Annotated in this window: 20 protein-coding genes; 3 read left to right on the top strand and 17 right to left on the bottom strand. The window is 40.9% G+C overall.

The features are described 5' to 3' along the window. Nucleotides 1-201: 201 nt before the first annotated feature. Nucleotides 202-2,526 (bottom strand): formate C-acetyltransferase, encoded by a 2,325-nt coding sequence (gene pflB / locus B7698_RS04530; RefSeq protein WP_000260631.1) that lies wholly within the window; start codon nt 2,524-2,526, stop codon nt 202-204. A 237-nt stretch (nt 2,527-2,763) separates the two neighbouring features. Here pflB and dinB point away from each other — a divergent pair, with 237 nt between their 5' ends. Continuing rightward, nucleotides 2,764-3,825, top strand: a complete 1,062-nt coding sequence (gene dinB, locus B7698_RS04525) for a DNA polymerase IV (RefSeq protein WP_084864780.1) — start codon at nt 2,764-2,766, stop codon at nt 3,823-3,825. Between the two features lie 138 nt (nt 3,826-3,963). Here the strand turns inward: dinB and B7698_RS04515 are convergent, their stop codons facing one another. Together B7698_RS04515 and B7698_RS04510 are read right to left on the bottom strand one after the other, a co-directional pair. Then, a complete protein-coding gene (locus B7698_RS04515; RefSeq protein ID WP_084864779.1) occupies nt 3,964-4,809 on the bottom strand; it encodes an undecaprenyl-diphosphate phosphatase in 846 nt (281 codons plus the stop codon). 61 nt (nt 4,810-4,870) lie between these two features. Beyond that, nucleotides 4,871-6,760, bottom strand: coding sequence for a DUF2207 domain-containing protein (locus B7698_RS04510; RefSeq protein WP_084864778.1), 1,890 nt, complete (start codon nt 6,758-6,760; stop codon nt 4,871-4,873). Between the two features lie 138 nt (nt 6,761-6,898). Between B7698_RS04510 and B7698_RS04505 the strand changes: the two genes are divergently transcribed. Both B7698_RS04505 and B7698_RS04500 read left to right on the top strand, forming a co-directional pair. Next, complete coding sequence (locus tag B7698_RS04505; protein ID WP_084864777.1) at nt 6,899-8,464, top strand: ABC transporter substrate-binding protein/permease; 1,566 nt, start codon at nt 6,899-6,901, stop codon at nt 8,462-8,464. Next, entirely contained in the window at nt 8,464-9,204 is a 741-nt protein-coding gene (locus B7698_RS04500; RefSeq protein WP_000189477.1) for an amino acid ABC transporter ATP-binding protein, read from the top strand. Before B7698_RS04505 ends, B7698_RS04500 begins: the two co-directional genes overlap by 1 nt. Before the next feature lie 90 nt (nt 9,205-9,294). On the opposite strand, the gene B7698_RS04495 is transcribed toward B7698_RS04500, so the two are convergent. The 14 genes from B7698_RS04495 to B7698_RS04430 all read right to left on the bottom strand — a co-directional run bounded on the left by B7698_RS04495 (nt 9,295) and on the right by B7698_RS04430 (nt 23,562). Continuing rightward, on the bottom strand, nt 9,295-9,510 hold the full coding sequence (locus B7698_RS04495; RefSeq protein ID WP_049497238.1) for a capsule biosynthesis transcriptional regulator: 216 nt from the start codon (nt 9,508-9,510) through the stop codon (nt 9,295-9,297). 840 nt (nt 9,511-10,350) lie between these two features. Further along, complete coding sequence (ilvA, locus tag B7698_RS04490) at nt 10,351-11,601, bottom strand: threonine ammonia-lyase IlvA (protein WP_084864776.1); 1,251 nt, start codon at nt 11,599-11,601, stop codon at nt 10,351-10,353. Between the two features lie 112 nt (nt 11,602-11,713). After that, on the bottom strand, nt 11,714-12,736 hold the full coding sequence (gene ilvC, locus B7698_RS04485) for a ketol-acid reductoisomerase (protein ID WP_000290683.1): 1,023 nt from the start codon (nt 12,734-12,736) through the stop codon (nt 11,714-11,716). Nucleotides 12,737-12,905: 169 nt separating this feature from the next. Next, on the bottom strand, nt 12,906-13,382 hold the full coding sequence (ilvN, locus tag B7698_RS04480; RefSeq protein ID WP_001253803.1) for an acetolactate synthase small subunit: 477 nt from the start codon (nt 13,380-13,382) through the stop codon (nt 12,906-12,908). Continuing rightward, a complete protein-coding gene (locus tag B7698_RS04475; protein ID WP_084864775.1) occupies nt 13,375-15,075 on the bottom strand; it encodes an acetolactate synthase large subunit in 1,701 nt (566 codons plus the stop codon). The genes ilvN and B7698_RS04475 overlap by 8 nt, the downstream gene beginning before the upstream one ends. A 200-nt stretch (nt 15,076-15,275) precedes the next feature. Then, the gene (locus tag B7698_RS04470; protein WP_084864774.1) at nt 15,276-16,943 is read right to left on the bottom strand and encodes a DAK2 domain-containing protein; all 1,668 of its coding nucleotides are present in this window, start codon (nt 16,941-16,943) and stop codon (nt 15,276-15,278) included. Between the two features lie 2 nt (nt 16,944-16,945). Then, entirely contained in the window at nt 16,946-17,311 is a 366-nt protein-coding gene (locus B7698_RS04465) for an Asp23/Gls24 family envelope stress response protein (RefSeq protein ID WP_000216437.1), read from the bottom strand. A gap of 155 nt (nt 17,312-17,466) precedes the next feature. Continuing rightward, the gene (gene rpmB, locus B7698_RS04460; RefSeq protein WP_001140948.1) at nt 17,467-17,655 is read right to left on the bottom strand and encodes a 50S ribosomal protein L28; all 189 of its coding nucleotides are present in this window, start codon (nt 17,653-17,655) and stop codon (nt 17,467-17,469) included. A 105-nt stretch (nt 17,656-17,760) separates the two neighbouring features. Further along, the gene (locus B7698_RS04455) at nt 17,761-18,435 is read right to left on the bottom strand and encodes a LiaF transmembrane domain-containing protein (protein WP_084864773.1); all 675 of its coding nucleotides are present in this window, start codon (nt 18,433-18,435) and stop codon (nt 17,761-17,763) included. 4 nt (nt 18,436-18,439) lie between these two features. Continuing rightward, nucleotides 18,440-18,886: a LytTR family DNA-binding domain-containing protein gene (locus B7698_RS04450; protein ID WP_049500865.1), complete on the bottom strand. Its 447-nt coding sequence runs from the start codon at nt 18,884-18,886 to the stop codon at nt 18,440-18,442. 113 nt (nt 18,887-18,999) lie between these two features. Continuing rightward, complete coding sequence (locus B7698_RS04445) at nt 19,000-19,503, bottom strand: phosphatase PAP2 family protein (protein ID WP_192855103.1); 504 nt, start codon at nt 19,501-19,503, stop codon at nt 19,000-19,002. A gap of 94 nt (nt 19,504-19,597) precedes the next feature. Next, nucleotides 19,598-21,358, bottom strand: a complete 1,761-nt coding sequence (locus B7698_RS04440; protein ID WP_084864771.1) for an ABC transporter ATP-binding protein — start codon at nt 21,356-21,358, stop codon at nt 19,598-19,600. Further along, nucleotides 21,348-23,117, bottom strand: a complete 1,770-nt coding sequence (locus B7698_RS04435; protein WP_084864770.1) for an ABC transporter ATP-binding protein — start codon at nt 23,115-23,117, stop codon at nt 21,348-21,350. Before B7698_RS04435 ends, B7698_RS04440 begins: the two co-directional genes overlap by 11 nt. After that, nucleotides 23,092-23,562 (bottom strand): MarR family winged helix-turn-helix transcriptional regulator, encoded by a 471-nt coding sequence (locus B7698_RS04430; RefSeq protein WP_084864769.1) that lies wholly within the window; start codon nt 23,560-23,562, stop codon nt 23,092-23,094. Before B7698_RS04430 ends, B7698_RS04435 begins: the two co-directional genes overlap by 26 nt. Between the last annotated feature and the right edge of the window lie 29 nt (nt 23,563-23,591).

Raw genomic sequence — 23,591 nt, 5'->3', positions numbered from 1 at the left:
AGCGGTGCTTTGAGCAACCTGCGGCTAGCTTCCTAGTTTGCTCTTTGATTTTCATTGAGTATCAAATACCTCCCGCAACTCAACAAGTATCTTTGAATCCCGGTCAGACATTTCAATACCTGACTTAAGGAATTTAAGAGCCCAAAAACAACCCTCAGTCGACTGACCGAGGGTTCCTTATTTCATTATTCAAGAACTTGATTAGCTCAATGCATCCAAGGCATCATCCATTGAAAGAACTTCGTGGAAGACACGTTGTGTCAATTCAGTTTTTTGTTCTGGAGTGAGGTATTTAGTGTTTACACAGTATCCAGAGATACGTACGATAACGTCTTCACCTGACATGATCTTTTCGTAAACATCGTTCAAGTCCATAACGTTCAAGTTAACGTGTTGTCCACCGTTTTCAAAGTAACCATCAAGGATTGTTACCAAGTTATCAACTTGTTCGTCACGAGTCTTACCAAGAGCGCGAGGTGATACTTGTGTAGTCAATGAGATACCATCAGCCGCATAACTAAAGTCAAGGCTAGAAAGTGAGTTCAAGTTTTGCAACCATCCACCTTTAGCTTTATTAGATGGGTTAGCACCTGGTGAGAAGAATTCAAGTTTAGACAAGTTAACAGAACCATCTTCGTTGAGGTATACACCTTTGTGGACTGGTGAGTTACCAGTTTGTTTAGAGTAAGCAACGTTAGATGTGATAGTCAAAAGTGAAACTGTAGCTTCTGCATCTTTGTAAAGTTTGTGGCTACGTAGACGAGTTGTGTAAGCTTCGATCAACCATTCTGCCAATTCGTTTGAACGTGGGTCATCTTCACCCCAACGTGGGTATTCACCGATTGTTTCGTAATCGTAGATGTAGCCATTTTCGTCACGGATTGGTTTAACTGTAGCGTATTTGATAGCTGACAATGTGTCAACAGTGTTGGCAAATCCACAGATACCGAATCCCATGTTGGCACGTTGTTTAGTTGGCAAGAAGGCCATTTGAACAGCTTCGTAGTTGTACTTATCAGTCATGTAGTGGATGATGTTCAAAGCATCTACGTAAGTGTCAGTCAACCAGTCAAGAGATTTTTCAAAGTTAGCTTTAACTGATTCAAATTCAAGAACTTCGTCACGGATTGGTTCGATATCAAATACTTTGTAGTCTTTGTGAACATCGTCGTAACCACCGTTCAAACCAGTAAGAAGGGCTTTCAATACGTTTACACGCGCACCGAAGTACTGGATGTTGTGGCGTTGTTCTTCATTTTCTGGGTCAAGTGGAGACACACAGCATGAGATACAGCTCATTTCACCATATCCGTCTTTAGCCATTGTTGTAACACCTTCGTATTGGATAGAAGAGTGTTTGTGGCTCATGTGCATACAGTAGCGACGGAAGTTGTATGGCAATTTGTCAGTCCAAAGAACTGTCAAGTTTGGTTCTGGAGAGTTACCGATGTTGTCAAGAGTGTTCAAGAAACGGTAGTCCATCTTAGTAACACGGTGACGACCGTCGTTACCCATACCAGCCATAGAAGTTGTGATGAATGTTGGGTCACCTGAGTACAATTGGTCGTAAGCTTTTGTACGAGCAAATTTAACTGTACGAAGTTTCATAACGAAATCATCAACGAATTCTTGGATTTCTGATTCAGTAAATGTACCACGAGCAAGGTCACGTTCTGCAAAGATGTCCAATACGATTGGCACACGACCTAGAGATGTAGCAGCACCGTTGATAACACGGCAGACAGACATGAAGGCGATGTTAACCCATTGGATAGCTTCTTTAACGTTCATCGCTGGTTTGCGAACGTCAACTCCGTAAAGGTCACCCAAGCGAACAACTTGTTGCAATGCTTGGTATTGAAGGTTGATTTCTTCACGAAGACGGATTGTTTCTTCATCGATTTCTTCGATTGCATTCCAGTCGTTTACTTTTTCTTGCATCAAGTAGTCTGCACCGTAAAGAGCAAGACGTGCATAAACACCGATGATACGTCCGCGTGAGTATGCATCTGGAAGACCAGTTACAGTGTGAGCGTGACGAGCGCGACGGATGTTTGAAGTGTAAGCACGGAAGATACCGTCGTTAACTGTTGTTACGTATTTAGTAAAGATTTCGTGAACAGCTGGGTCTGGTTCGTATCCATTTTCTTTCAAAGTAGTTTCAGCCATACGGATACCACCTTTTGGCATGAAGTTCAATTTGAAGAGTTCGTCATTTTGGATACCAAAGATAACTTCGTTTTCTTTATCGATAAATCCTGCAGGGATATCAGCGATAGAAGTTGGACGAGTGTCCATTGGGAAACGAGTTTCTTCGTAGTGAGCCTTAGTTTCTTCTACAATTTTTTTGATGTGAAGTGAACGTTCTGTTGGTCCTGCAAGGAAGCTTTCGTCTCCGTCATAAGGTGTGTAGTTAGCTTGTACAAAGCGTGACACACTTGCTTTTTCTTTCCAATCTACGCCTTTGAAGCCTTCCCAAGCTTTGTCAAAAATATCTTGTGCTTCAACAACTGTCTTAACAACCATGTTAATGTCCTCTTTTTTCTTTCTAGTAACAACCATCTGTTACATTCATGAGATAAGTATACCATACAGTAATCGTTTTCAACAAGTGGAAAATCCCTATTTTTACACTTTCTTTTCTAAAACAGTCTATTTTTTGCCTCAAACTGTATTATATTTTTGAAAAAATAAAGTCCTTTTTTCTTTTTTTCAGAAAAAAGGGTATAATAAAATAAAATAAGCAGTAAAAAGGTGCTAGGCATGTTGATTTTCCCCTTATTAAATGATTTGTCAAGAAAAATCATCCATATTGACATGGATGCCTTTTTTGCTGCGGTAGAAATCAGGGATAATCCTAAACTCAGAGGAAAACCTGTCATTATCGGAAGCGACCCTCGGCAAACAGGTGGGCGTGGTGTCGTTTCTACCTGTAGCTATGAGGCACGAGCTTTTGGTGTCCATTCAGCCATGAGTTCCAAGGAAGCCTATGAGCGTTGTCCCCAGGCTGTCTTCATCTCAGGGAATTATGAGAAATACAAGGCTGTGGGACTCCAGATTCGAGCTATTTTTAAGCGCTATACAGATTTGATTGAACCTATGAGTATTGACGAAGCCTACTTGGATGTAACAGAAAATAAACTCGGTATCAAGTCAGCGGTCAAAATCGCTCGCCTCATTCAAGAAGATATCTGGCAAGAACTCCATCTAACTGCTTCTGCTGGTGTTTCTTACAACAAATTCTTAGCTAAAATGGCCAGTGATTATCAAAAGCCACATGGTCTGACAGTGATTCTACCTAACCAGGCTGAGGATTTTCTCAAACAAATGGATATTTCCAAGTTTCATGGAGTAGGAAAAAAGACAGTAGAACGTCTTCATCAAATGGGCGTTTTTACTGGCGCTGATCTACTTGAAGTTCCTGAAGTGACCCTAATAGACCGCTTTGGTAGACTGGGCTATGACCTTTATCGAAAGGCTCGAGGTATCCACAATTCCCCCGTCAAATCCAATCGCATCCGTAAATCAATCGGGAAAGAGAAAACCTATGGGAAAATTCTCCGTGCCGAGGAAGATATCAAAAAAGAGCTGACTCTTCTATCAGAAAGAGTCGCTCTCAATCTACATCAACAAGAAAAAGCTGGAAAAATTGTCATTTTGAAAATTCGCTACGAGGACTTTTCAACTCTTACTAAACGAAAAAGTCTTGCTCAAAAAACACAGGATGCTAGCCAGATAAGCCAAATAGCCCTGCAACTCTATGAAGAATTAAGCGAGAAAGAAAGAGGTGTCCGCCTGCTAGGGATTACCATGACTGGATTTTAATACTCAATGAAAATCAAAGAGCAAACTAGGAAGCTAGCCGCAGGCTGTACTTGAGTACGGCAAAGCGAAGCTGACGCGGTTTGAATTTGATTTTCGAAGAGTATAAAACCTTGAAGAGCTGCCCCTTCAAGGTTTTTCTTATACAAATAAACGGACAAAGCTATAAAGCAATAAAATACTACCAAGCACGATGCGGTATTTACCGAAAAGGGTAAAGTCGTGTTTTTTCACATAGCTTGTCAAGAAACGAATAGCGACCATGCTGACTGCAAAAGCTACTCCCATCGCAACCAAGAGCAAGAACAATTGCCCAAAACTCAAGAGCTGTCCTGCTTTTATAAATTTGAAAATCTTTAAGGCACTGGCTCCAAACATAACAGGAATCCCAAGATAGAAGGTAAATTCTGTCACAACAGAACGACTAGTTCCATTCAACAAACCACCTACAATCGTTGCACCTGAACGGCTTGTTCCTGGTAAAAGGGCAAGAACTTGGAAGAGTCCGATATAGAAAGCTGTCGTATAAGGAAGTTTATCTAACTCTGTTACACTTGGTTCGATAGCACGGGCTTTATTGCGCTTTTCCAAATAGATAAAGGCAATCCCATAGATAATCAACATGAGAGCAACTGAAACCATATTATGGAAGTGAGTATCAAACCAATCATCAAACTTAAATACTGCAAGCAAAGGTAAAGTGGCAATCAGGACCTTCAACCACAGTCTCCAAGTCTTACGAACTTCCTGCTTGTCCTTAGTCGGTTTGAAAGGATTGAGCTTGTTAAAGTAGATTACCATGACCGCCAAAATCGCACCAAGCTGAATCACGACATTAAACATGGACATAAAGGTTTCATTTTGATTTTGGTATTGGATAAATTCCTCTGCTAAAATCAAGTGACCTGTACTAGAAATCGGCAACCATTCCGTAATTCCTTCAACAATCCCGAAGAAGATAGATTTTAAAATTTCAATAAGATACATAGATTACTCCTTTTTTCTATCTTCCATTATAGCATATTTTTTCAGCCAGTGATAGCTCTCTTTAAAAGGCGCCGATACTGCCACCGCCTCCGCCTCCAGAGAAACCACCTCCAGAACTTCCACTTCCAGAAGATACGGAGTAGGTACTTGCTGTATTTGCGACACTAGCATAATGGCTCATTTGTGCTGTTGAATGATAAAACATGCCATGCCAACCATAATCTACATAGAGATTGATATCTGGATTTCCCACTTTAATCTGATGAACCTTCATCAAATGGCTGACCTTGTCCGCATAGCCAAATAAGGTCGCATAGACCAAGAGGCGATTCCATACCACAATACTTTCCAATTCAGCCTGATCCAACCGTGCAATCTCACGCAACATATTTTCAAAACTGGTCCAGAGATAATATACTTCTGCCCCTGCTTCATTTAAGACACCATCGCGATTATCTAGCCGAAGCTTCCAATAATAGAAAATAGCCAAAACCAAACCTAGAAAACCAAGTATTGGCAAGGGGAGGTATAAATAAGCATGAACATCCAAACTGTACAAGAACAAACCAAATCCGATAAATAGAGGCAGGACAGTAGAGAGTCCCATCCCCACTTGCAAGACCTTTTCTCCACCAGTCAAGGGACGATAATAATCCGGAAGTCCCCAGAAGGTGACTCGACTTCTCACTCCTTCTTGCATCTCTTTCAATACTTCTTCAAAAGAAGATTTGAGCTGAAGCCCTCTTGCTTGAATCCGTTTTTCATCAGAGACTTTTGCTCCACGATAAAGACTATCAGATACCTTGTAATCCGCAAACAAATTGGCAAGAGTTTCTTCTTTTTTGCCTGAAAAGGCCAGATTTAGACAGTCTTTCTCAAAGCTTGACAAACCATCTTCTTTTACTAGCCTCAAACCAACTGCATCTCCTTCTGAAATGATAGAGACATTTCCACGGTCTATCACATCTAGCAAGGTAGCTTGAATAAGTTGGTCAAAGGTGAATTTTCCAGCTCCCTTGACCAAGGGACTCACTTCCTCCAAGGAGGTCGAGTAAACCGCCTCTGATAAAACCATAGGCTCTAATTCCATTGGTGGTTCATAGAGACGATGATTTTTGGCATATTTGACTGAAGAAGTGGTCTTTCTTCTATAAATAAAATAGAAGCAGACACTCAATAACAAGGATATGGAAAGTATGGAAGGGAAGACCCAAGTAACGAGTTGTTTACTTTGCTCTTTTTCTTTAACAATCGAGTCTTCTATCTTATTAAACTCTTCTAAACGATTCCCTTTCAAGCCCTGATCCCTAGCACTAGCAAAATCGGTCCGAGGCCAGTAGGCATGCAACTCAACTCCACGCTTAGCCGGAAGATTGTCTAAACGGATAGTATAATCAAGGTTACTCTTTTCAATGGTTCCCTCTCTAAAAAGTTTCCCTGTATGGAAAAAGAGTTTTTCAGCCCCCTTGTCTCCCCTTACATGAAATTCAAACTTTCCAATAGTTCCTGAACTATCTGTCAGAGGTTGCCAATTTAATTCAGCGATGTCATCATATAGAAAAAGCAAATTTTTTAAATTCCATGTAAGGTCAACTTCAACTATGTCACCCTCCTGACCTGAATTGTAGACTTTCACAGTATAACCATTCGCCTCTTCTGTCACTTCGCTAGTAACGTCTGTCAGTTCAGCACCGTTTTTCGCAGCCTGAACCTTTGGATGAGGATCAATGTCAAATCCACTAGGCATCTTACCTGCACGTCCAAGTCCCACGATTTGGCCCTTAAAGTCCTCCTCAAACTGATAAACTATCTTTTGTCTAAATTCTGCCGTATTGTCTGCATGAATATACAAATCTCCTTGATAAGAGTTTATCTTGAAATCAATGGCAAAAACAGAGAGTGGAAGAAGGCAAAACAAGCCTAACACCAGTAAGAAAAAAGTTTTTTTCATCAACTAATCCCCCTTTTTATTTTTGCTATCATTATATCATTTTTTCTCAAGTAAGGGCTTACCTATATTGAAAAATAGAGTTTTTTTCGATAAAATAGGAGACAGTTATTTTTTAATAGATTAGAAATAGGAGAAATCATGAGAAAAATATACTTATCTATTTTCACAAGTCTCTTGCTGATGCTGGGACTTGTCAATGTTGCCCAAGCCGATGAATATTTACGCATCGGGATGGAAGCAGCATATGCTCCCTTTAACTGGACCCAGGACGATGATAGCAATGGAGCTGTCAAAATTGATGGGACTAATCAGTATGCTAACGGATACGATGTTCAAATCGCCAAGAAAATCGCTAAGGACTTAGGTAAAGAACCTTTGGTTGTTAAAACCAAGTGGGAAGGTCTAGTTCCTGCCCTTACTTCTGGTAAGATTGACATGATTATCGCAGGTATGAGTCCTACTGCCGAACGCAAACAAGAAATTGCCTTTTCAAGCAGTTACTACACTAGCGAACCAGTTTTGCTTGTCAAAAAAGATTCTGCCTACGCAAGTGCTAAATCTTTGGATGACTTTAACGGTGCGAAAATCACTTCTCAACAAGGTGTCTACCTTTATGACTTGATTACACAAATCCCGGGTGCTAAAAAAGAAACAGCCATGGGAGACTTCGCTCAAATGCGCCAAGCTCTTGAGGCTGGTGTCATCGATGCCTATGTTTCTGAACGTCCAGAAGCTCTGACTGCCGAAGCTGCTAACTCTAAGTTTAAAATGGTTCAAGTAGAACCAGGTTTCAAAACTGGAGAAGAAGATACAGCTATTGCCATTGGACTTCGTAAAGATGACAATCGTATTAGCCAAATCAATGCCAGCATTGAAACCATTTCAAAAGACGATCAAGTTGCCTTGATGGATCGTATGATCAAGGAACAACCTGCCGAAGCTACAACATCTGAAGAGACTAGCAGTAGTTTCTTTAGCCAAGTTGCTAAAATTCTTTCTGAAAACTGGCAACAACTCTTGCGTGGTGCTGGTATCACTCTTTTAATCTCTATCGTCGGAACCATCATAGGTCTCATTATCGGCCTTGCCATTGGTGTTTTCCGTACTGCTCCTCTCTCTGAGAATAAAGCCATTTACAGCCTACAAAAATTAATCGGCTGGATTCTCAATGTCTATATTGAAATTTTCCGTGGTACGCCAATGATTGTTCAATCGATGGTTATCTATTATGGAACTGCCCAAGCTTTCGGTATCAACCTTGACCGCACACTGGCTGCTATCTTCATCGTTTCAATCAATACCGGTGCCTACATGACCGAAATCGTTCGTGGTGGTATCCTAGCGGTTGACAAGGGACAATTTGAAGCTGCAACTGCACTCGGTATGACTCATAACCAAACCATGCGTAAGATTGTCCTACCTCAAGTAGTCCGTAACATCCTACCAGCAACTGGTAATGAATTTGTCATCAATATCAAAGATACATCTGTATTGAACGTTATCTCGGTTGTCGAACTTTATTTCTCAGGAAATACCGTGGCAACTCAAACCTATCAATACTTCCAGACATTTACAATCATCGCCGTGATTTACTTTGTCCTCACCTTCACCGTAACACGTATCCTACGCTTCATCGAACGCCGAATGGACATGGATACCTATACTACAGGTGCTAACCAAATGCAAACGGAGGATTTGAAATAATGACCCAAGCAATCCTTGAAATTAAACACCTCAAAAAATCCTATGGACAAAACGAAGTGCTAAAAGACATTTCACTCACTGTCCACAAGGGTGAAGTTATCTCTATCATCGGAAGCTCTGGAAGCGGAAAATCAACTTTCCTACGCTCCATCAACCTCCTTGAAACGCCAACTGATGGACAAATCCTTTATCATGGACAAAACGTCCTCGAAAAAGGCTATGACCTCACGCAATACCGTGAAAAGTTGGGGATGGTTTTCCAATCCTTTAACCTCTTTGAAAATCTCAACGTGCTTGAAAACACAATCGTCGCTCAGACAACTGTCCTTAAACGTGAACGTACAGAAGCTGAAAAGATTGCCAAAGAAAACCTAGAAAAGGTCGGCATGGGAGAACGCTACTGGCAAGCCAAACCAAAACAACTCTCAGGGGGTCAAAAACAACGTGTGGCCATCGCTCGTGCCCTTTCAATGAATCCTGACGCCATTCTCTTTGATGAACCAACATCAGCTCTCGATCCAGAAATGGTTGGAGAGGTCCTCAAAATCATGCAAGATCTGGCTCAGGAAGGCTTGACTATGATTGTTGTAACTCACGAAATGGAATTCGCCCGTGATGTCTCTCACCGTGTTATCTTTATGGATAAGGGTGTAATTGCTGAAGAAGGTAAACCAGAAGACCTCTTCACCAATCCTAAAGAAGACCGTACAAAAGAGTTCCTTCAACGCTATCTCAAATAAAAAGAAAAGGCTGCATCAACCGTGCAGTCTTTTTGTTGTCCTCAAAATGAAAAGGCAGATCTTATTCAAGAATCTGCCATCATCCAAAGATTAATCTTCAAATTTTTCATGATTTTTATCATAGAAATCAATTAAACCTAGAGCCGTTTCAAACGAAATATTTTTTACTTTTGCACGCCCCTGCGCTAGAGCAATGATAGACATTTCACGCGCATTCGTTTCTTTAGAGATACGGTAGCCTGTGATTTTCTTATCACGAACCCAGCCAACAACTGATTCTACTTTTTCAAAGTTTGACTTAGTCATGTCCCTCTCCTATTTTCTTCTTTACGATATTTAATTGTATATGTTTTTATGTGTTTTGTCAATAAAAAAACATATATTCAATAAAATTAATGACTTATATTTTTATTACTATCTTATTAAAGCCGATAATATATAGGTTTCTGCTTGCTATAAACCATTAGTAAACACCTTTAAAACAATTGTATTATTAACTCTTTTATTTGTAATAATATTCATATTTTGCAAATACCCGTTCTTGATAGGTTAGACAGGTTTGATCTTCAACTTTATTCTATTTATCCAATTTAAAAGGACATTTCTAATAGCGGAAGGCTTTCTCTCCACACTATTACTAACTATTCTTTCTCTTCTCCTTCTTTGATATTCTTCCTGCCTTTATAAGCACTTTTCACTTGCTCAACTGGTACTATTTACTTTATCAAGATTCCTTTTGTTTCTCTTACATCATTAAAAGATGAGTAGTCAGGAAACAATGGTATCCTATCTTTCAACATTTTCTACTGTTTTTATCTTCTTAGTATCTCATTACTCTTCTCAGTAACCTCAGTATAATAAGGCATCTCATTAGTATTGATTATTTTTTTCTAATTCCTATTATATTTATACAAATTTCAGATTAGCTATATATAAAATAGTAGATTTCAAAAAACTCCTTACATATAACAAGTAATTTTACTCCCTTACTATAAACTGAATCAAAAAACATAGGTACTATAATGAGTTATGATAGAAATAGCGTAATCGATTTCCTAAGTCCATAGGAATCGCCCCCTTTCTTCATCTTCATTATAGCACCTATACATCAATTGTGCAAATAATATGATATTTTTTTATTAGTCCTCAGACAAGCATATTATAGAGCGTTTCGTTACCATTTAAGTTAATATAAGCTGGATCAAAACCTTCCATTCGACGAATCAATCCTGCATAATCATGCTTATCTGCCAGGGCAATCCCAATCAATACTGGGCCTGTCCCCTTGCTAGCTCGTTTGATATACTCAAAACGTGTGATATCATCATTTGGCCCCAAGATATCATTTACAAATTCACGCAAAGCCCCCGGACGCTGTGGAAAATTAACCACAAAGTAATGCTTGATTCCATCATAAATCAAGGCGCGCTCTTCCATTTCCGGCATACGGTTGATATCATTATTTCCTCCAGAAATGATACAACAAATGGTTTTCCCCTTGATATATTCAGCCAAAACCTCTAAAGAAGCGATACTAGCAGCTCCAGCAGGTTCTGCGACAATCCCTTGCTTAGAGTAGAGGTCAATCAAGGTTTCAGAAATCAATCCCTCATCGACACCTACTAAGGTTTGAACATGTTGATGAGTTGCTTCATAGGTCAACTGACCTACCTTTTGCACAGCAATCCCATCCGCAAATTTGTCAATTTCTTTGAGTTTAACAGGTCCACCAGCTTCAAAAGCAGCCTTCATGGAACGCGCTCCATTAGCCTCTACCCCAATGACTTCAATTTCTGGACTTGTTTCCTTGATATAGGTAGAAACCCCAGCAATGAGACCGCCACCACCAACAGGAACCAAGACAGCATCAAAATCAATCGATTCTTTTCGAGCTTCTTCTAAAATCTCATAAGCAACTGTCCCTTGACCTGCCTGAACATGGGCATCATCAAAAGGATCAATAAAGGTACGATTTTCAGAAACTGTAAATTCTTGAGCTGCTTTTGCTGAGGCATCAAAGGTATCACCAACTAATTTAATAGTCACAAAGTCCCCACCAAAAAAGCGAACTTGACCAATCTTTTGTTGCGGAGTAGTAATGGGCATAAAGATAGTAGCAGGAATTTTCATTTCATTGCAAGTATAGGCAACTCCCTGCGCATGATTTCCCGCAGAAGCGCAGACTACCCCACGCTCACGTTCTTCCTTGCTGAGCTGGGAAATGGCATAATAGGCACCACGAATTTTAAAAGAGCGAACACGTTGGGCATTTTCTTTTTTCAAATAAATCTTAGCACCATACTTCTCCGATAAATAATGGTCATAATCCAGTGGGGTATTAACAACCACACCGTTCAAGACCTTATGAGCCTTGATTATATCTTTTGAACTTAACATCTTTTTCTCCTAGACTATTTCATACTTATCGTAATCCATCTTTTAAAAAGAGATGAATTGATTATAAAAGCGAGTTAGTCCCCCAACTCGCCTTCACCTTAATATCTATCAATTAGTTATAGATTTTGAATGCATCGTCGTCGTTTTTACCAACGAATGGCATTGCTTTACGCAATTCTGCGCCAACTTTTTCAATTTCAAGGTTAGCTGCTTGTTCACGGTAAGCAGTCAATTTTGGACGTCCAGCTTTATAGTCATTTACAAAGTCATTTGCAAATTTACCATTTTGGATGTCTGCCAAGACAGCTTTCATATTTTCTTTAACTTGCTCAGTAATCACACGTGGACCTGATACATAGTCACCATACTCAGCAGTATTTGAAATAGATTGACGCATTTTCTTGAATCCACCTTCGTAGATCAAGTCAACGATCAATTTCATTTCGTGAAGAACTTCAAAGTAAGCCAATTCTGGGGCGTAGCCTGCTTCTGTCAAGACTTCGAAACCAGCTTCGATAAGGGCAGTCAAACCACCGCAAAGTACAGCTTGTTCACCAAACAAATCTTCTTCAGTTTCTTCTTTGTAAGTTGTTTCAAGAAGACCTACACGAGCTGCTCCAACACCTTTACACCAGTCCATAGCAATGTTTTTCGCATTTCCTGTTGCATCTTGATATACTGCGTAAAGAGCTGGAACACCAAATCCTTCTTCATAAGTACGACGTACCAAGTGTCCTGGTCCTTTAGGAGCACACATGAAGACATCTACATCTGCAGGAACTTTGATAAATTCAAAGTGGATGTTGAAACCATGAGCAAATCCAACTGCGTTTCCAGCTTCCAAGTTTGGAGCGATTTCTGCTTCGTACAATTCTTGTTGGATTTCGTCTGGTGCCAAAATCATGATAACATCAGCCAATTTAGTAGCTTCTGCTACTGTGTAAGTGTCAAATCCATCTTCTTTTGCTTTATCAAAAGATTTACCTGGACGTACACCGATGATGACATCGCGACCTGAATCACGCAAGTTTTGCGCATGCGCATGTCCTTGTGAACCATAACCAATAACGGCAATTTTTTTACCGTCTAGTGCTGCTACTTTAACATCTTTTTCATATTCCATTTGAACTGCCATAGTTTTTTCTCTCTTTTCTATTATTTATTGCCTTTTAGGCTGGTTTAACAAATTTAAAATATTTTTATACTCAATGAAAATCAAAGAGCAAATTAGGAAGCTAGCCGCAGGCTGTACTTGAGTACGGCAAGGCAAAGCTGACGTGATTTGAAGAGATTTTCGAAGAGTATTAATCGCGGGTAAATCCAGTTGCACCCGTTCGAGCAATATTGCGAATACCGTATGGTCGAATGACTCGCAATAGAGCTTCACTCTTTTCAGCATTTCCTGTCATCTGAATGGTAATCGAGCTTGGCGCTACGTCTACCACCGTTGCACGGAAAGGTTGAATAATCGCTAGAATCTCAGCTCGCTTCTCAGCTGGCGCTGACATCTTAACCAAAATTACCTCGCGCTCCAAATGAGGCTTGTCTGTAATATCTCGAATGCGAATCACATCAATCTGACGATTAAGTTGCTTAATGATTTGCTCCACCTCATCATGTGAAGCAACATCAATAATAATAGTGATCCGCGATACATTCGGATCTTCTGTTGCTCCAACAGAGATACTTTCGATATTAACCTGACGACGAGATAGGACACCTGTAAAGCGATTGAGGACTCCTGAACGATTTTGTAGTTTTGCTGTTAACATTCTACGCATGGAACTTCACCCCCAACATCTCATGATTACTCTTACCAGCTGGTACCATTGGTAACACCTGTTCCTTACGAGAAATATCTACCTCGATTAGCATAGGAACATCCTCAGTGATGACTTCAAGGTCTTGAGCCAAGGTCTCAGGATTGTCAAACTTATAGTTTTTAATGCCATAAGCCTGTGCCATCAATTGGAAATCAGGAAGGGTATCAAAGACTGACTCAGATGTTCTACCTTCATAGAAGGATTCTTGCCACTGGCGGACCATTCCAAGTGAGTGGTTGTTCAGCATAACCACCTTGATTGGCACCTTGTAAATGTTCAAAATAGCCAATTCCTGGTTAGTCATTTGGAAACCGCCATCCCCAACAAACAAGACTACTTCCTTATCTGGGTTAGCAATTTTAGCACCGATTGCTGCTGGAATTCCAAATCCCATGGTTCCCAAACCACCTGAAGTCACTAACTGACGTTCGTTTTGGTAGGGATAATACTGGGCTGTCCACATTTGGTGTTGACCAACGTCTGTTACCACAATGGCATCACCATTCGTCAACTCACCGATGCGTTCAATAACGGCCTGAGGTTGAACCACACGTTCTTTCTTATCATAAGAACGAACGCGGTTCTTGTCTTTGGTAACTTTTTCAATCCATTTCTCAGTATTGTTATGAACGGTTGGTTCCGCCAACAACATTTGCAAAGCTTTCTTAGCATCTCCAACTACAGGAATATCCGCACTGATAATCTTACCAATCTCAGCTGGGTCAATATCAATGTGAGCAACCTTAGCATTCTTAGCGAAAGTCTTAGGATTCCCCGTCAAGCGGTCATCGAAACGGCAACCAATACTGATCATAAAATCAGCTTCCGTCATAGCAATATTAGCTGCGAATGATCCGTGCATGCCTCCCATTCCAAGGAAGAGCGGATGACTCGTTGCAATCGTTCCTTGCCCCAAAAGGCTGGTTACCACTGGAATTTGATAACGCTCTGCAAATTCATTTAATTCTGCCGCAGCCTCAGCATAACTAATCCCACCACCAGCAAGCAAAACTGGCTTTTTAGCCTTGGATAATTGCTTCAAGATTTTCTTAATTTGCATATCATTCGGCTCAAGAGTTGGCTGATAGCTTGGTAGATTGACTTCTGGTGAATAGATGAAGTCTGTTTCTAAAGCAGATACATCTTTAGGTAGGTCAATGACGACTGGCCCTGGACGGCCTGTAGTTGCGATATGGACAGCTTCCGTAATGATTCGAGGGATATCAGCTGTCTCACGAACTTGGTAATTGTACTTAGTGATTGGCATGGTAATTCCCACAATGTCTGCCTCCTGAAAGGCATCTTTCCCAATCCCTGCTCGCGCCACCTGACCTGTAAAGACCAAAAGGGGAACGCTATCGCTCATAGCATCTGCAATCCCTGTAATGGCATTTGTTGCCCCTGGTCCGCTAGTGACGACGGCAACACCCAACTTTCCAGTTGATTTAGCATAACCTTCAGCTTCATGCAAACAACCTTGTTCATGGCGGCCTAGAATGTGGCGAATGCCTTTAAAATTATATATCGCATCATACAAAGGCAAGACCGCACCACCAGGATAACCAAAGACGGTATCAATTCCTAAATCACGAAGTGTTTCCAAAACTAGGTCCGACCCCGTCTTAGGAGATTCTAAACTGATTTTCTCCATTGTTCCCCTTTCTTTCCTCTTAAAAATAACTTGTTACTATCATACCACTTTTTCAAAATTTTTCAAGACAAAAGAAGAAATTTTCTGAATTTTCTATTTTAACGTTTATTTATGAATGTTATTTTTGTTTTTATAAAAAAGATACCGATTTCATTTGCTAAAAAAGAAAAAAGAACTGATTTCTCAGTTCTTCATTAATCTTATTCTACACTAAATAGGTATGGGTAAACAGGTTGTTGGCCTTGGTGAATCTCGACTTCAACGTCTTCGAATTCTTCTGCGATTTCTTGAGCAATTTCATTGGCAAGTTCTTCGCTTCCGTCTTCACCGACATAGAAGGTTACGATTTCACTATCTTCATCCAACATATGTTTCAAGGTTTCTGTCAAGGTTTGGTGCATGTCAGGGTTTGACACGAGAATTTTCCCATCAACCATACCAAGATTATCATTTTCATGGATTTCTAAGCCATCAATGGTTGTATCACGAACAGCTGTTGTGACGCTTCCGCTAACGACATCGCTAAGAGCAGCAGTCATACGCTCTTGGTTTTCTTCGATTGACTTGCTTGGATCAAAGGCAAGAAGACTTGTCAAACCTTGAGGAAGAGTACGGGCTTCTACCACTACTGCTGGTTGTTCCAAAACTTCTGCTGCAGATTGAGCTGCCATGAAGATGTTTTTGTTGTTTGGCAGGAAGATGATGTTACGAGCGTTGACCTGTTCAACAGCCTTGATAAAGTCTTCTGTTGAAGGATTCATGGTTTGACCGCCCTCGATAACATAATCAACACCTTGAGAACGGAAGATATCTGCTAGACCTTTACCAGCAACGACAGCAATTAAAGCATACTCTTTTTCTTCAGCAGGCTTGCTAACTTGAGCAGCTTCTTTCTCAACCTGTGCTTCGTGTTGGTTACGCATATTGTCAACTTTCACCTTGACCAAGCTACCATATTTGAGACCCTCTTGCATAACAAGCCCTGGATCTTCTGTATGGACATGGACTTTGACAATTTCATCATCGTTGACAACAAGGAGAGAATCCCCAAGTTCATTCAAGTAATTACGGAATTCATCGTAGTCAAAATCTTTGGCATAGGTTGGGCCTTGCTTAAGAGCTACCATGATTTCAGTACAGTAACCAAAGGTGATGTCCTCAGTTGCTACATGACCAGCTACAGACTTGTGGTGCTCTGCATTGATCATTTCACTCATGTTAGCCGGAGTCGCTACAAAGTCCTCAGATGCAATATATTCACCAGTAAGGGCTGAAAGGAAACCTTCATAGATAAAGACCAGTCCTTGACCACCTGAATCCACAACGCCAACTTCTTTCAATACTGGAAGCATGTCTGGTGTTTTAGCTAGAGCTGTTTTAGCACCTTCCAAGGCTGCGCGCATGACTTCAACAGCGTCATCTGTTTGCTCAGCTTTTTTCTTAGCACCGATAGCAGCCCCACGAGAAACTGTCAAAATCGTTCCTTCAACTGGTTTCATAACTGCCTTATAAGCAACTTCCACACCTGATTGGAAGGCAAGGGCCAAGTCTTGACCTGTTAACTCGTCTTTATCCTGGATGGCTTGTGAAAATCCACGGAAAAGCTGAGACGTAATAACTCCTGAGTTCCCACGCGCTCCCATCAAAAGACCTTTAGCAAGAATGCTCGCTACCTCTCCAACTGTAGAAGCTGGCTTGTCTGCAACTTCTTTAGCACCATTTTCAATGGTCATTCCCATATTTGTCCCGGTATCTCCATCTGGAACGGGGAAGACGTTTAATGAATTGACATATTCAGCTTGCTTATTCAAGCGAGTTGATGCAGCCTGCACCATTTCTTGAAATAAGCTAGTAGTAATTTTTGACACGGTTATTCTCCTACAACTTTGATATTTTGAATGTAGACATTTACAGTCTGAGCAGTAATTCCAAGCTGGTTTTCCAAGCTAAAACGAACACGCTCTTGAATGTTTTTTGACACTTCGCTAATCTTTGTTCCGTAGCTCAACACGGTATATACATCAACTGCAATACTGCCATCTTCGGCCGCCTTTACGACGACACCTTTAGAATAATTTTCCTTACCTAGAAGGGCTTGGAAATTATCTTTGAGGGCATTTTTACTAGCCATACCGACCACACCAAAAATCTCAGTTGCTGCTCCACCTACGACGGTTGCAATCACTTCATCTGTTAGTTCGATTTGACCATCTTTTGTATTAATTTTTACAGTCATCCTTTTTACCTCAACTAGTTGATACTCTATTTTATCATATTTCAGCCCAAGTGTAAAAGCAGAATACTGTATCAGCGGATATTTACTCTATTTTTCAAATGATTTTATATCTACAGTAAAAGAAAAAAGACCCTGAGGTCTCCTTACTTTTATTATTAAACGCGTTCAACTTTACCTGATTTCAAAGCACGAGCTGAAGCCCAAACTTTTTTAGGTTTACCATCGATAAGAACAGTAACTTTTTGAAGGTTTGGTTTTACGGCACGTTTTGTTTGGTTCATCGCGTGTGAACGGTTGTTTCCTGATACAGTCTTACGACCTGTAAAGTAACATACTTTAGCCATTGTGTTTTCCTCCTATTAGATCTAATATAGCGGATGTGCTAGCACCACATACCGTACTATGTTATCACACTTTCTTCATTTTTGCAAGGGAATTGGAATATTTTTTTATTTAACGTAGACAATTTCCAACTTTCCAAAGGCCACATCTCCACGGATAATCAAGGTTTTGCTGGTTGGGGCTAGAGGAGTATCTGCCTTGGCTACGCCACAGAAAGTTTCTACCTTTAAATCAACTCCCCAATGTTGAGGAACATAGATAACTGCATTCCCAAAACCGACTTCTATCTTCAAGGTTGCGCTATCTCCCAACATCTCTGCATTGTCATAATAAATCTTGGCATTCCCAAAACCAACTTCTACTTGATCCTCTACCAATTCTTGCTCTTGCTTGTAGAAAGTCCCAGTCCCAAAAGCAACTTCCTTATCTGTAAGAATGGTCTTTTTACCATCATACCACCATTTTTTCCCATTCCAAGTTCTGTTAGAATGAGTGAGTGCGCTGACACCCATTACGATTAAAATACTTGCCCAGAACAATGACTGATTGGGAATTGGTAAAATGCCATAAAAGTGGTTAGCAATCATTAAGGCTACTAGAGCTGTAAAAGAGGCTGAAGTTAAGTGACGACGCAACAAAGCTCCAACTGATTGATAGGCAAAAAATGCAATACCAAGCAAGGGCCAAATTTGCCCACCGAATGAAGGGATTCCAAAATTCCCCTGCAATAATACTAAAGCCGCCAAAATAAGCAACACAATACCAAATGCTTTCTTTTTCATGTTCTTACCTCATGTTTCTTAGATTTTCTTTTAGGAGGGATTGGTAATGTCGTGAGACATGAATCTCCTTATGGGTCTGATAAAAGGAAATGATGCCCGTTCCTGAAAAGGACTTATCCACCGAATAGATTTGCCGAATATTAGCGATAGTTGACTTGGATACTCGACTAAAATAGCGAGGAAGGATAGACTCTAACTCATAGAGTTTGAGCCGAACTTCGTAGGCATCTTTATGGGTATGGGCATAAATCTTGCTACCTTCCGTCTCAAAGAAGAGAATTTCCGACAAGTCCAGATAATATTCACCCGTCCCCTTGTAAAAAATCAACCTAGGAGACTTGGATTCTTGCAAGAGTCGCTGTAAATCCGCAATCTCATCTGTCAAAGACGCTGCCTTGATGACAATTTCAGTTTCCTCTAAATTGCTGTCAATTTCAATTCGTAACTTCATTCCATCTCCTTTCTGACTCTACTATATCAAAGGGAAAATAAGAAAACAAGAGCAAAAAAGCAAGTGGTTACTTTAGACTCATAAGTGGTTGTGGGACCACCTTAACTTACAGGTCAACATAGAAAGAAAATCACACCCCACACAAGACCACAAATATAGCCAACCACTACATCCTTGGGAAAATGCACTCCACCTAAGACTCTCACGAGACCGAGGAGGGCTGACAAGACCAACGAGATAACCCCTACAGATAAACTAGCATGTAAGCAAGCCATGGAGATAATGGTTGCTGAAAAGACATGACGACTGGGCATAGACTGACCAGGACTATCTCTGTCAAGCAAGGGTTTAATATCCCATTCCTCATAAGGCCTAGGGGCATTGATTTTCTTACGAAGAAAGGACAAAATCACAAAACCTGATGCAGGGATAAACACATAGATCAAGACCTGTTTCCCAAGTCCTTGTTGAAGATAGGTAGTTGCTAACAAGGTTAGATAAATCATAGGCATAACTACCGTCATGAACCGATTGAAAGTTCTTAACAGTCTCAGAAAGATAGGCTTATTTTCAATCTTACTAGCAATATGGTCATACCATTCTTGATAATTTTTCATATATTTTCTCATCACTTACTCAAATTTTGCTTATAGGGAAGCACTTGTCTTCTAGTATAGTGCAGAAAAAGAAGGCCGTCAAGCCTTCTTAGATTTATTCTTCTGCTTCATCTTCTGTAAACTGACTGTTGTAGAGGTCAGCGTAGAAACCAGCTTGTGACATTAGCGCATCATGATTTCCTTGCTCGATGATATTTCCATCTTTCATGACAAGAATCAAGTCAGCATTTCGGATAGTTGACAAGCGGTGGGCGATGACAAAGGAAGTTCTTCCCTCCATCAGTCGGTCCATAGCTTTCTGAATCAATTCCTCAGTACGGGTATCAACCGAAGAGGTCGCCTCATCCAAAATCAAGAGCGGCGCATCTTTCAGCAAAGCACGAGCAATGGTCAAGAGTTGTTTTTGTCCGACAGACAAGGTCACTGTGTCGTCCAAGACAGTATCGTAACCATCTGGTAGGGTCATGATAAAGTGGTGAATCCCTACAGCCTTGCTGGCTTCAATCACAAGCTCATCACTAATACCTGTTTGGTTATAGATAAGATTGTCGCGAATGGTTCCTTCAAAGAGCCAAGTGTCCTGCAAGACCATTGAAAATGCATCGTGTACTTCCGAACGCTTCATCTCCTTGGTATCCACACTATCAATGCGAATACTTCCCTTATCAATCTCATAGAACTTCATCAAAAGATTGACAATAGTTGTCTTCCCAGCTCCGGTCGGTCCGACAATGGCAACCTTTTGACCTGCATGAGCGGTCGCAGAAAAGTCATGAATAATGGTTCGCTCTGGTGTGTAACCAAAGGAAACTCGATCAAAGACCACTTGACCTTTCATATCACTCAGTTGTCTTTCTTTATGGGATTCATCTTCCATTTCCTCTTCACCTAAGAATTCGAAGACGCGTCCCATGGCTGCACTAGCCTGCTGAAGACTAGTAATCCCTTGGGCAATTTGTGAAAGAGGCTGAGAAAAGATACGAACGTAGGCCATAAAGGCAACGATAATCCCGATACTGATGTGTCCATTTAATGCCAAGGCTGCACCAACGATAATCACCAAGGCATAGCTAAAGTTCCCAATAAACATCATAATCGGCATCATAATCCCTGAAATAAATTGAGATTTCCAGATACTATCATACAGACGATGGTTTAATTTCGCAAACTCTTCTTTCGTACTTTCGATAGCATTGTAACCGGTCACTACATTATGGCCAGAGTACATTTCTTCCACATAGCCATTGACAGCTGCCAAATCTTGTTGCTGACTCTTAAAGAAGCCCTGGGATTTGCCCATAAAGACAGACACGAAAACAAAACCAATAAGGGTTGACACAACCGTCACCAAGGCTAAAATCCAGTTCATCCCAAACATGGTTACCAAGACTGCCACGACCAGTAAAGTGGATGAAAGAACTGTTCCCAGACTTTGATTGAGGGACTGGGCTGCAGTGTCAATATCATTTGTTACACGAGACAAGGTATCTCCTTGAGAATGTCCATCAAAATATCCCAATGGTAGGCTATTGATTTTCTCTGCAATGGCTCTTCTCAAACGCTCTGAAAAACGTTGAATGGCTGTTGTAAACAGAAAGGCCTGTAAATAATTTGATAGAAGTCCAATCACATAAATCACGGCCAAAAAACCACCAATAGCTGCAACCGCCGCGACATCCACACTTGTTTCCAGACCACTAGCAATAATATTAGTCATTTCCTTGATGCGGGTTGGACCATATACAGTAATGATATTGGATACGATTGTTGCTAGAAAGGCGATTAGAAGGGCAAACTGGAGGCCTGCAAGATAGGGTTTGCTCTGTTTCCAAAGAGACATTTTCTTATTTTCCATGTTCCAATTCCTCCTTCGATAGTTGTGAATAGGCAATTTCTTGGTAAACTTCATTATTAGCTAGAAGTTCCTTGTGGGTGCCTTGTCCCACGACTTTTCCTTGATCCAAGACCAAAATCAAATCTGCATCCATAATCGTTGAAATACGCTGTGCGACAATAAGCTTGGTCATAGACTTGGTTTTCTCTACTAACTCTTGGCGTAGGACACGGTCTGTCTTGTAGTCCAAGGCTGAGAAGGAGTCATCAAAGATGAGGATTTCTGGCTTCCGAGCCAAGGCACGCGCAATTGCTAGACGTTGTCTTTGACCACCTGAGAAGTTGGTTCCTCCTTGGGCCACTTCCGACGCTAAGCCCGCTTCCTTGTCTTCGATAAAGTTCTTAGACTGGGCCAATTCCAAAGCTTGCAACATAGCCTGCTCACTAAGTGGTGTTTCTTGACTGTGTCCAAAGTCTAGATTGTCCTTGACATCACCTGAAAAGAGGACCGCTTTCTGAGGAATATAACCAACCTTGTTGCGCAAATCATTTAAGTCATAGTCTTGAACATTGACACCGTCTACAAGAATCTCTCCTGCTGACACGTCGTAGAAACGTGGAATCAGATTGACCAGAGTTGATTTACCAGAACCTGTTGATCCTATAAAGGCCACTGTTTGACCAGCTTCTGCTCTAAAGCTAACATGCTCAATAACCGCCTCCGAATTTGCCGCATAGCGGAAGGTCACATCCTTAAACTCGACCTGACCTTTGAGGTTTTCATCAGCCAGCTGCACTTGAGCAGGGTTTTGGATAGAAGAATGCAAATCTAAAACTTGATTAATCCGCTTAGCAGAGACCATAGTTCGGGGAAGAACGATGAAGAGTGCTCCCATGAGAAGGAAGCCCATGACAACTTGCATGGCATAAGACATGAAAACAATCATGTCACTAAAGAGAGGCAGACGTGCTGTCGCAGCAGCGTCGTTAATCACATAGGCCCCAATCCAGTAAATCGCCACACTCAAACCACTTGAAATCCCCATCATGATAGGGTTCAAAATAGCCATAAGACGGTTGACAAACAAATTCAAGCGTGTCAATTCATCATTTGCTGCTGCAAATTTTTCATTTTGGTATTCTTCAGCATTGTAGGCGCGAACGACACGAATACCTGTTAAACTCTCACGAGTGATACTGTTCAGTTTATCTGTCAACCCCTGAATCAAGGACTGTTTTGGAAAGGCTAGCGTCATCAAAACAGTCGTCATTAAAACGTTGACAATCACTGCCACAAGTACGGCCCAGAGCCAGTATTCTGAATGACCTAAAATCTTCCCAATAGCCCAGATAGCCATAATTGGACCACGTGTTACCACTTGCAAGCCCATGGTAATCAACATTTGAACTTGAGTAATGTCATTGGTGGTACGAGTTAAAAGACTGGGAATAGAGAATTTCTTAATCTCTGTCTGCGAGTAATCCAAAACTCGGTTAAAAATATCACTTCTCAGCCTACTAGTATAAGAAGCCGCCACTCTGGACGCAAAAAAACCAACTGCAACTGCGGATAAGAAGGCTAGAAAGGACATTCCCACCATCATACCTGCTGGCTGCCACAACTCATCTAAATTAGTTCCCTGAGTTCCCAGTAAATCCGTAATTTTCGAGATATAGGTTGGCACTTCCAACTCTAGATAAACCGAAAAGCAAGTAAAGAGAATAGCTAGTAAAATCATCCCCCATTCTTTTCTACTAATTCGTTTGGCTAATTTCTTCATTCTCTCCTCCTATTCCCTTGATATTTGCCTGTAGTTGACCGAGAACTTTCTCAAAAATCAGTAATTCATCTTCATCAATGTCTTCCATCAACTGCTTGTCAATTCGTTCAAAAAAGGCCTTAACCTGCTGCATCTGAGAACGTGCTTTGTCCGTCAAACGAACAAATTTTGCCCGCTTATCGCTAGGACTCGCCTCCAATTCCACTAAACCATTTTGCACCATACGCTTGACCAAATTACTAGCAACAGACTTGGTAATATTGAGTTCCTGCTCGATATCTTTAATCAAGACCAAGTCTTGGTTTTTCTCACGATTATCCAAAAAACGCACAACCTGACCTTGAGGCCCACCCATAAATTCAATACCACAACGTTTGGCTTCCTTTTGCACCATGAGGTGAATCTGATGACCAAAACGCTTAAAGACTAACATCGGTTTATCCATACTAACTCCTTTCTAACTATCACATTTAG

The organism is Streptococcus mitis, from assembly GCF_002096855.1.
GTDB lineage: Bacteria > Bacillota > Bacilli > Lactobacillales > Streptococcaceae > Streptococcus > Streptococcus mitis_Y.
Note: the sequence above shows the minus strand (reverse complement) of the source record. Positions and strands in the feature narration are given on the sequence as shown.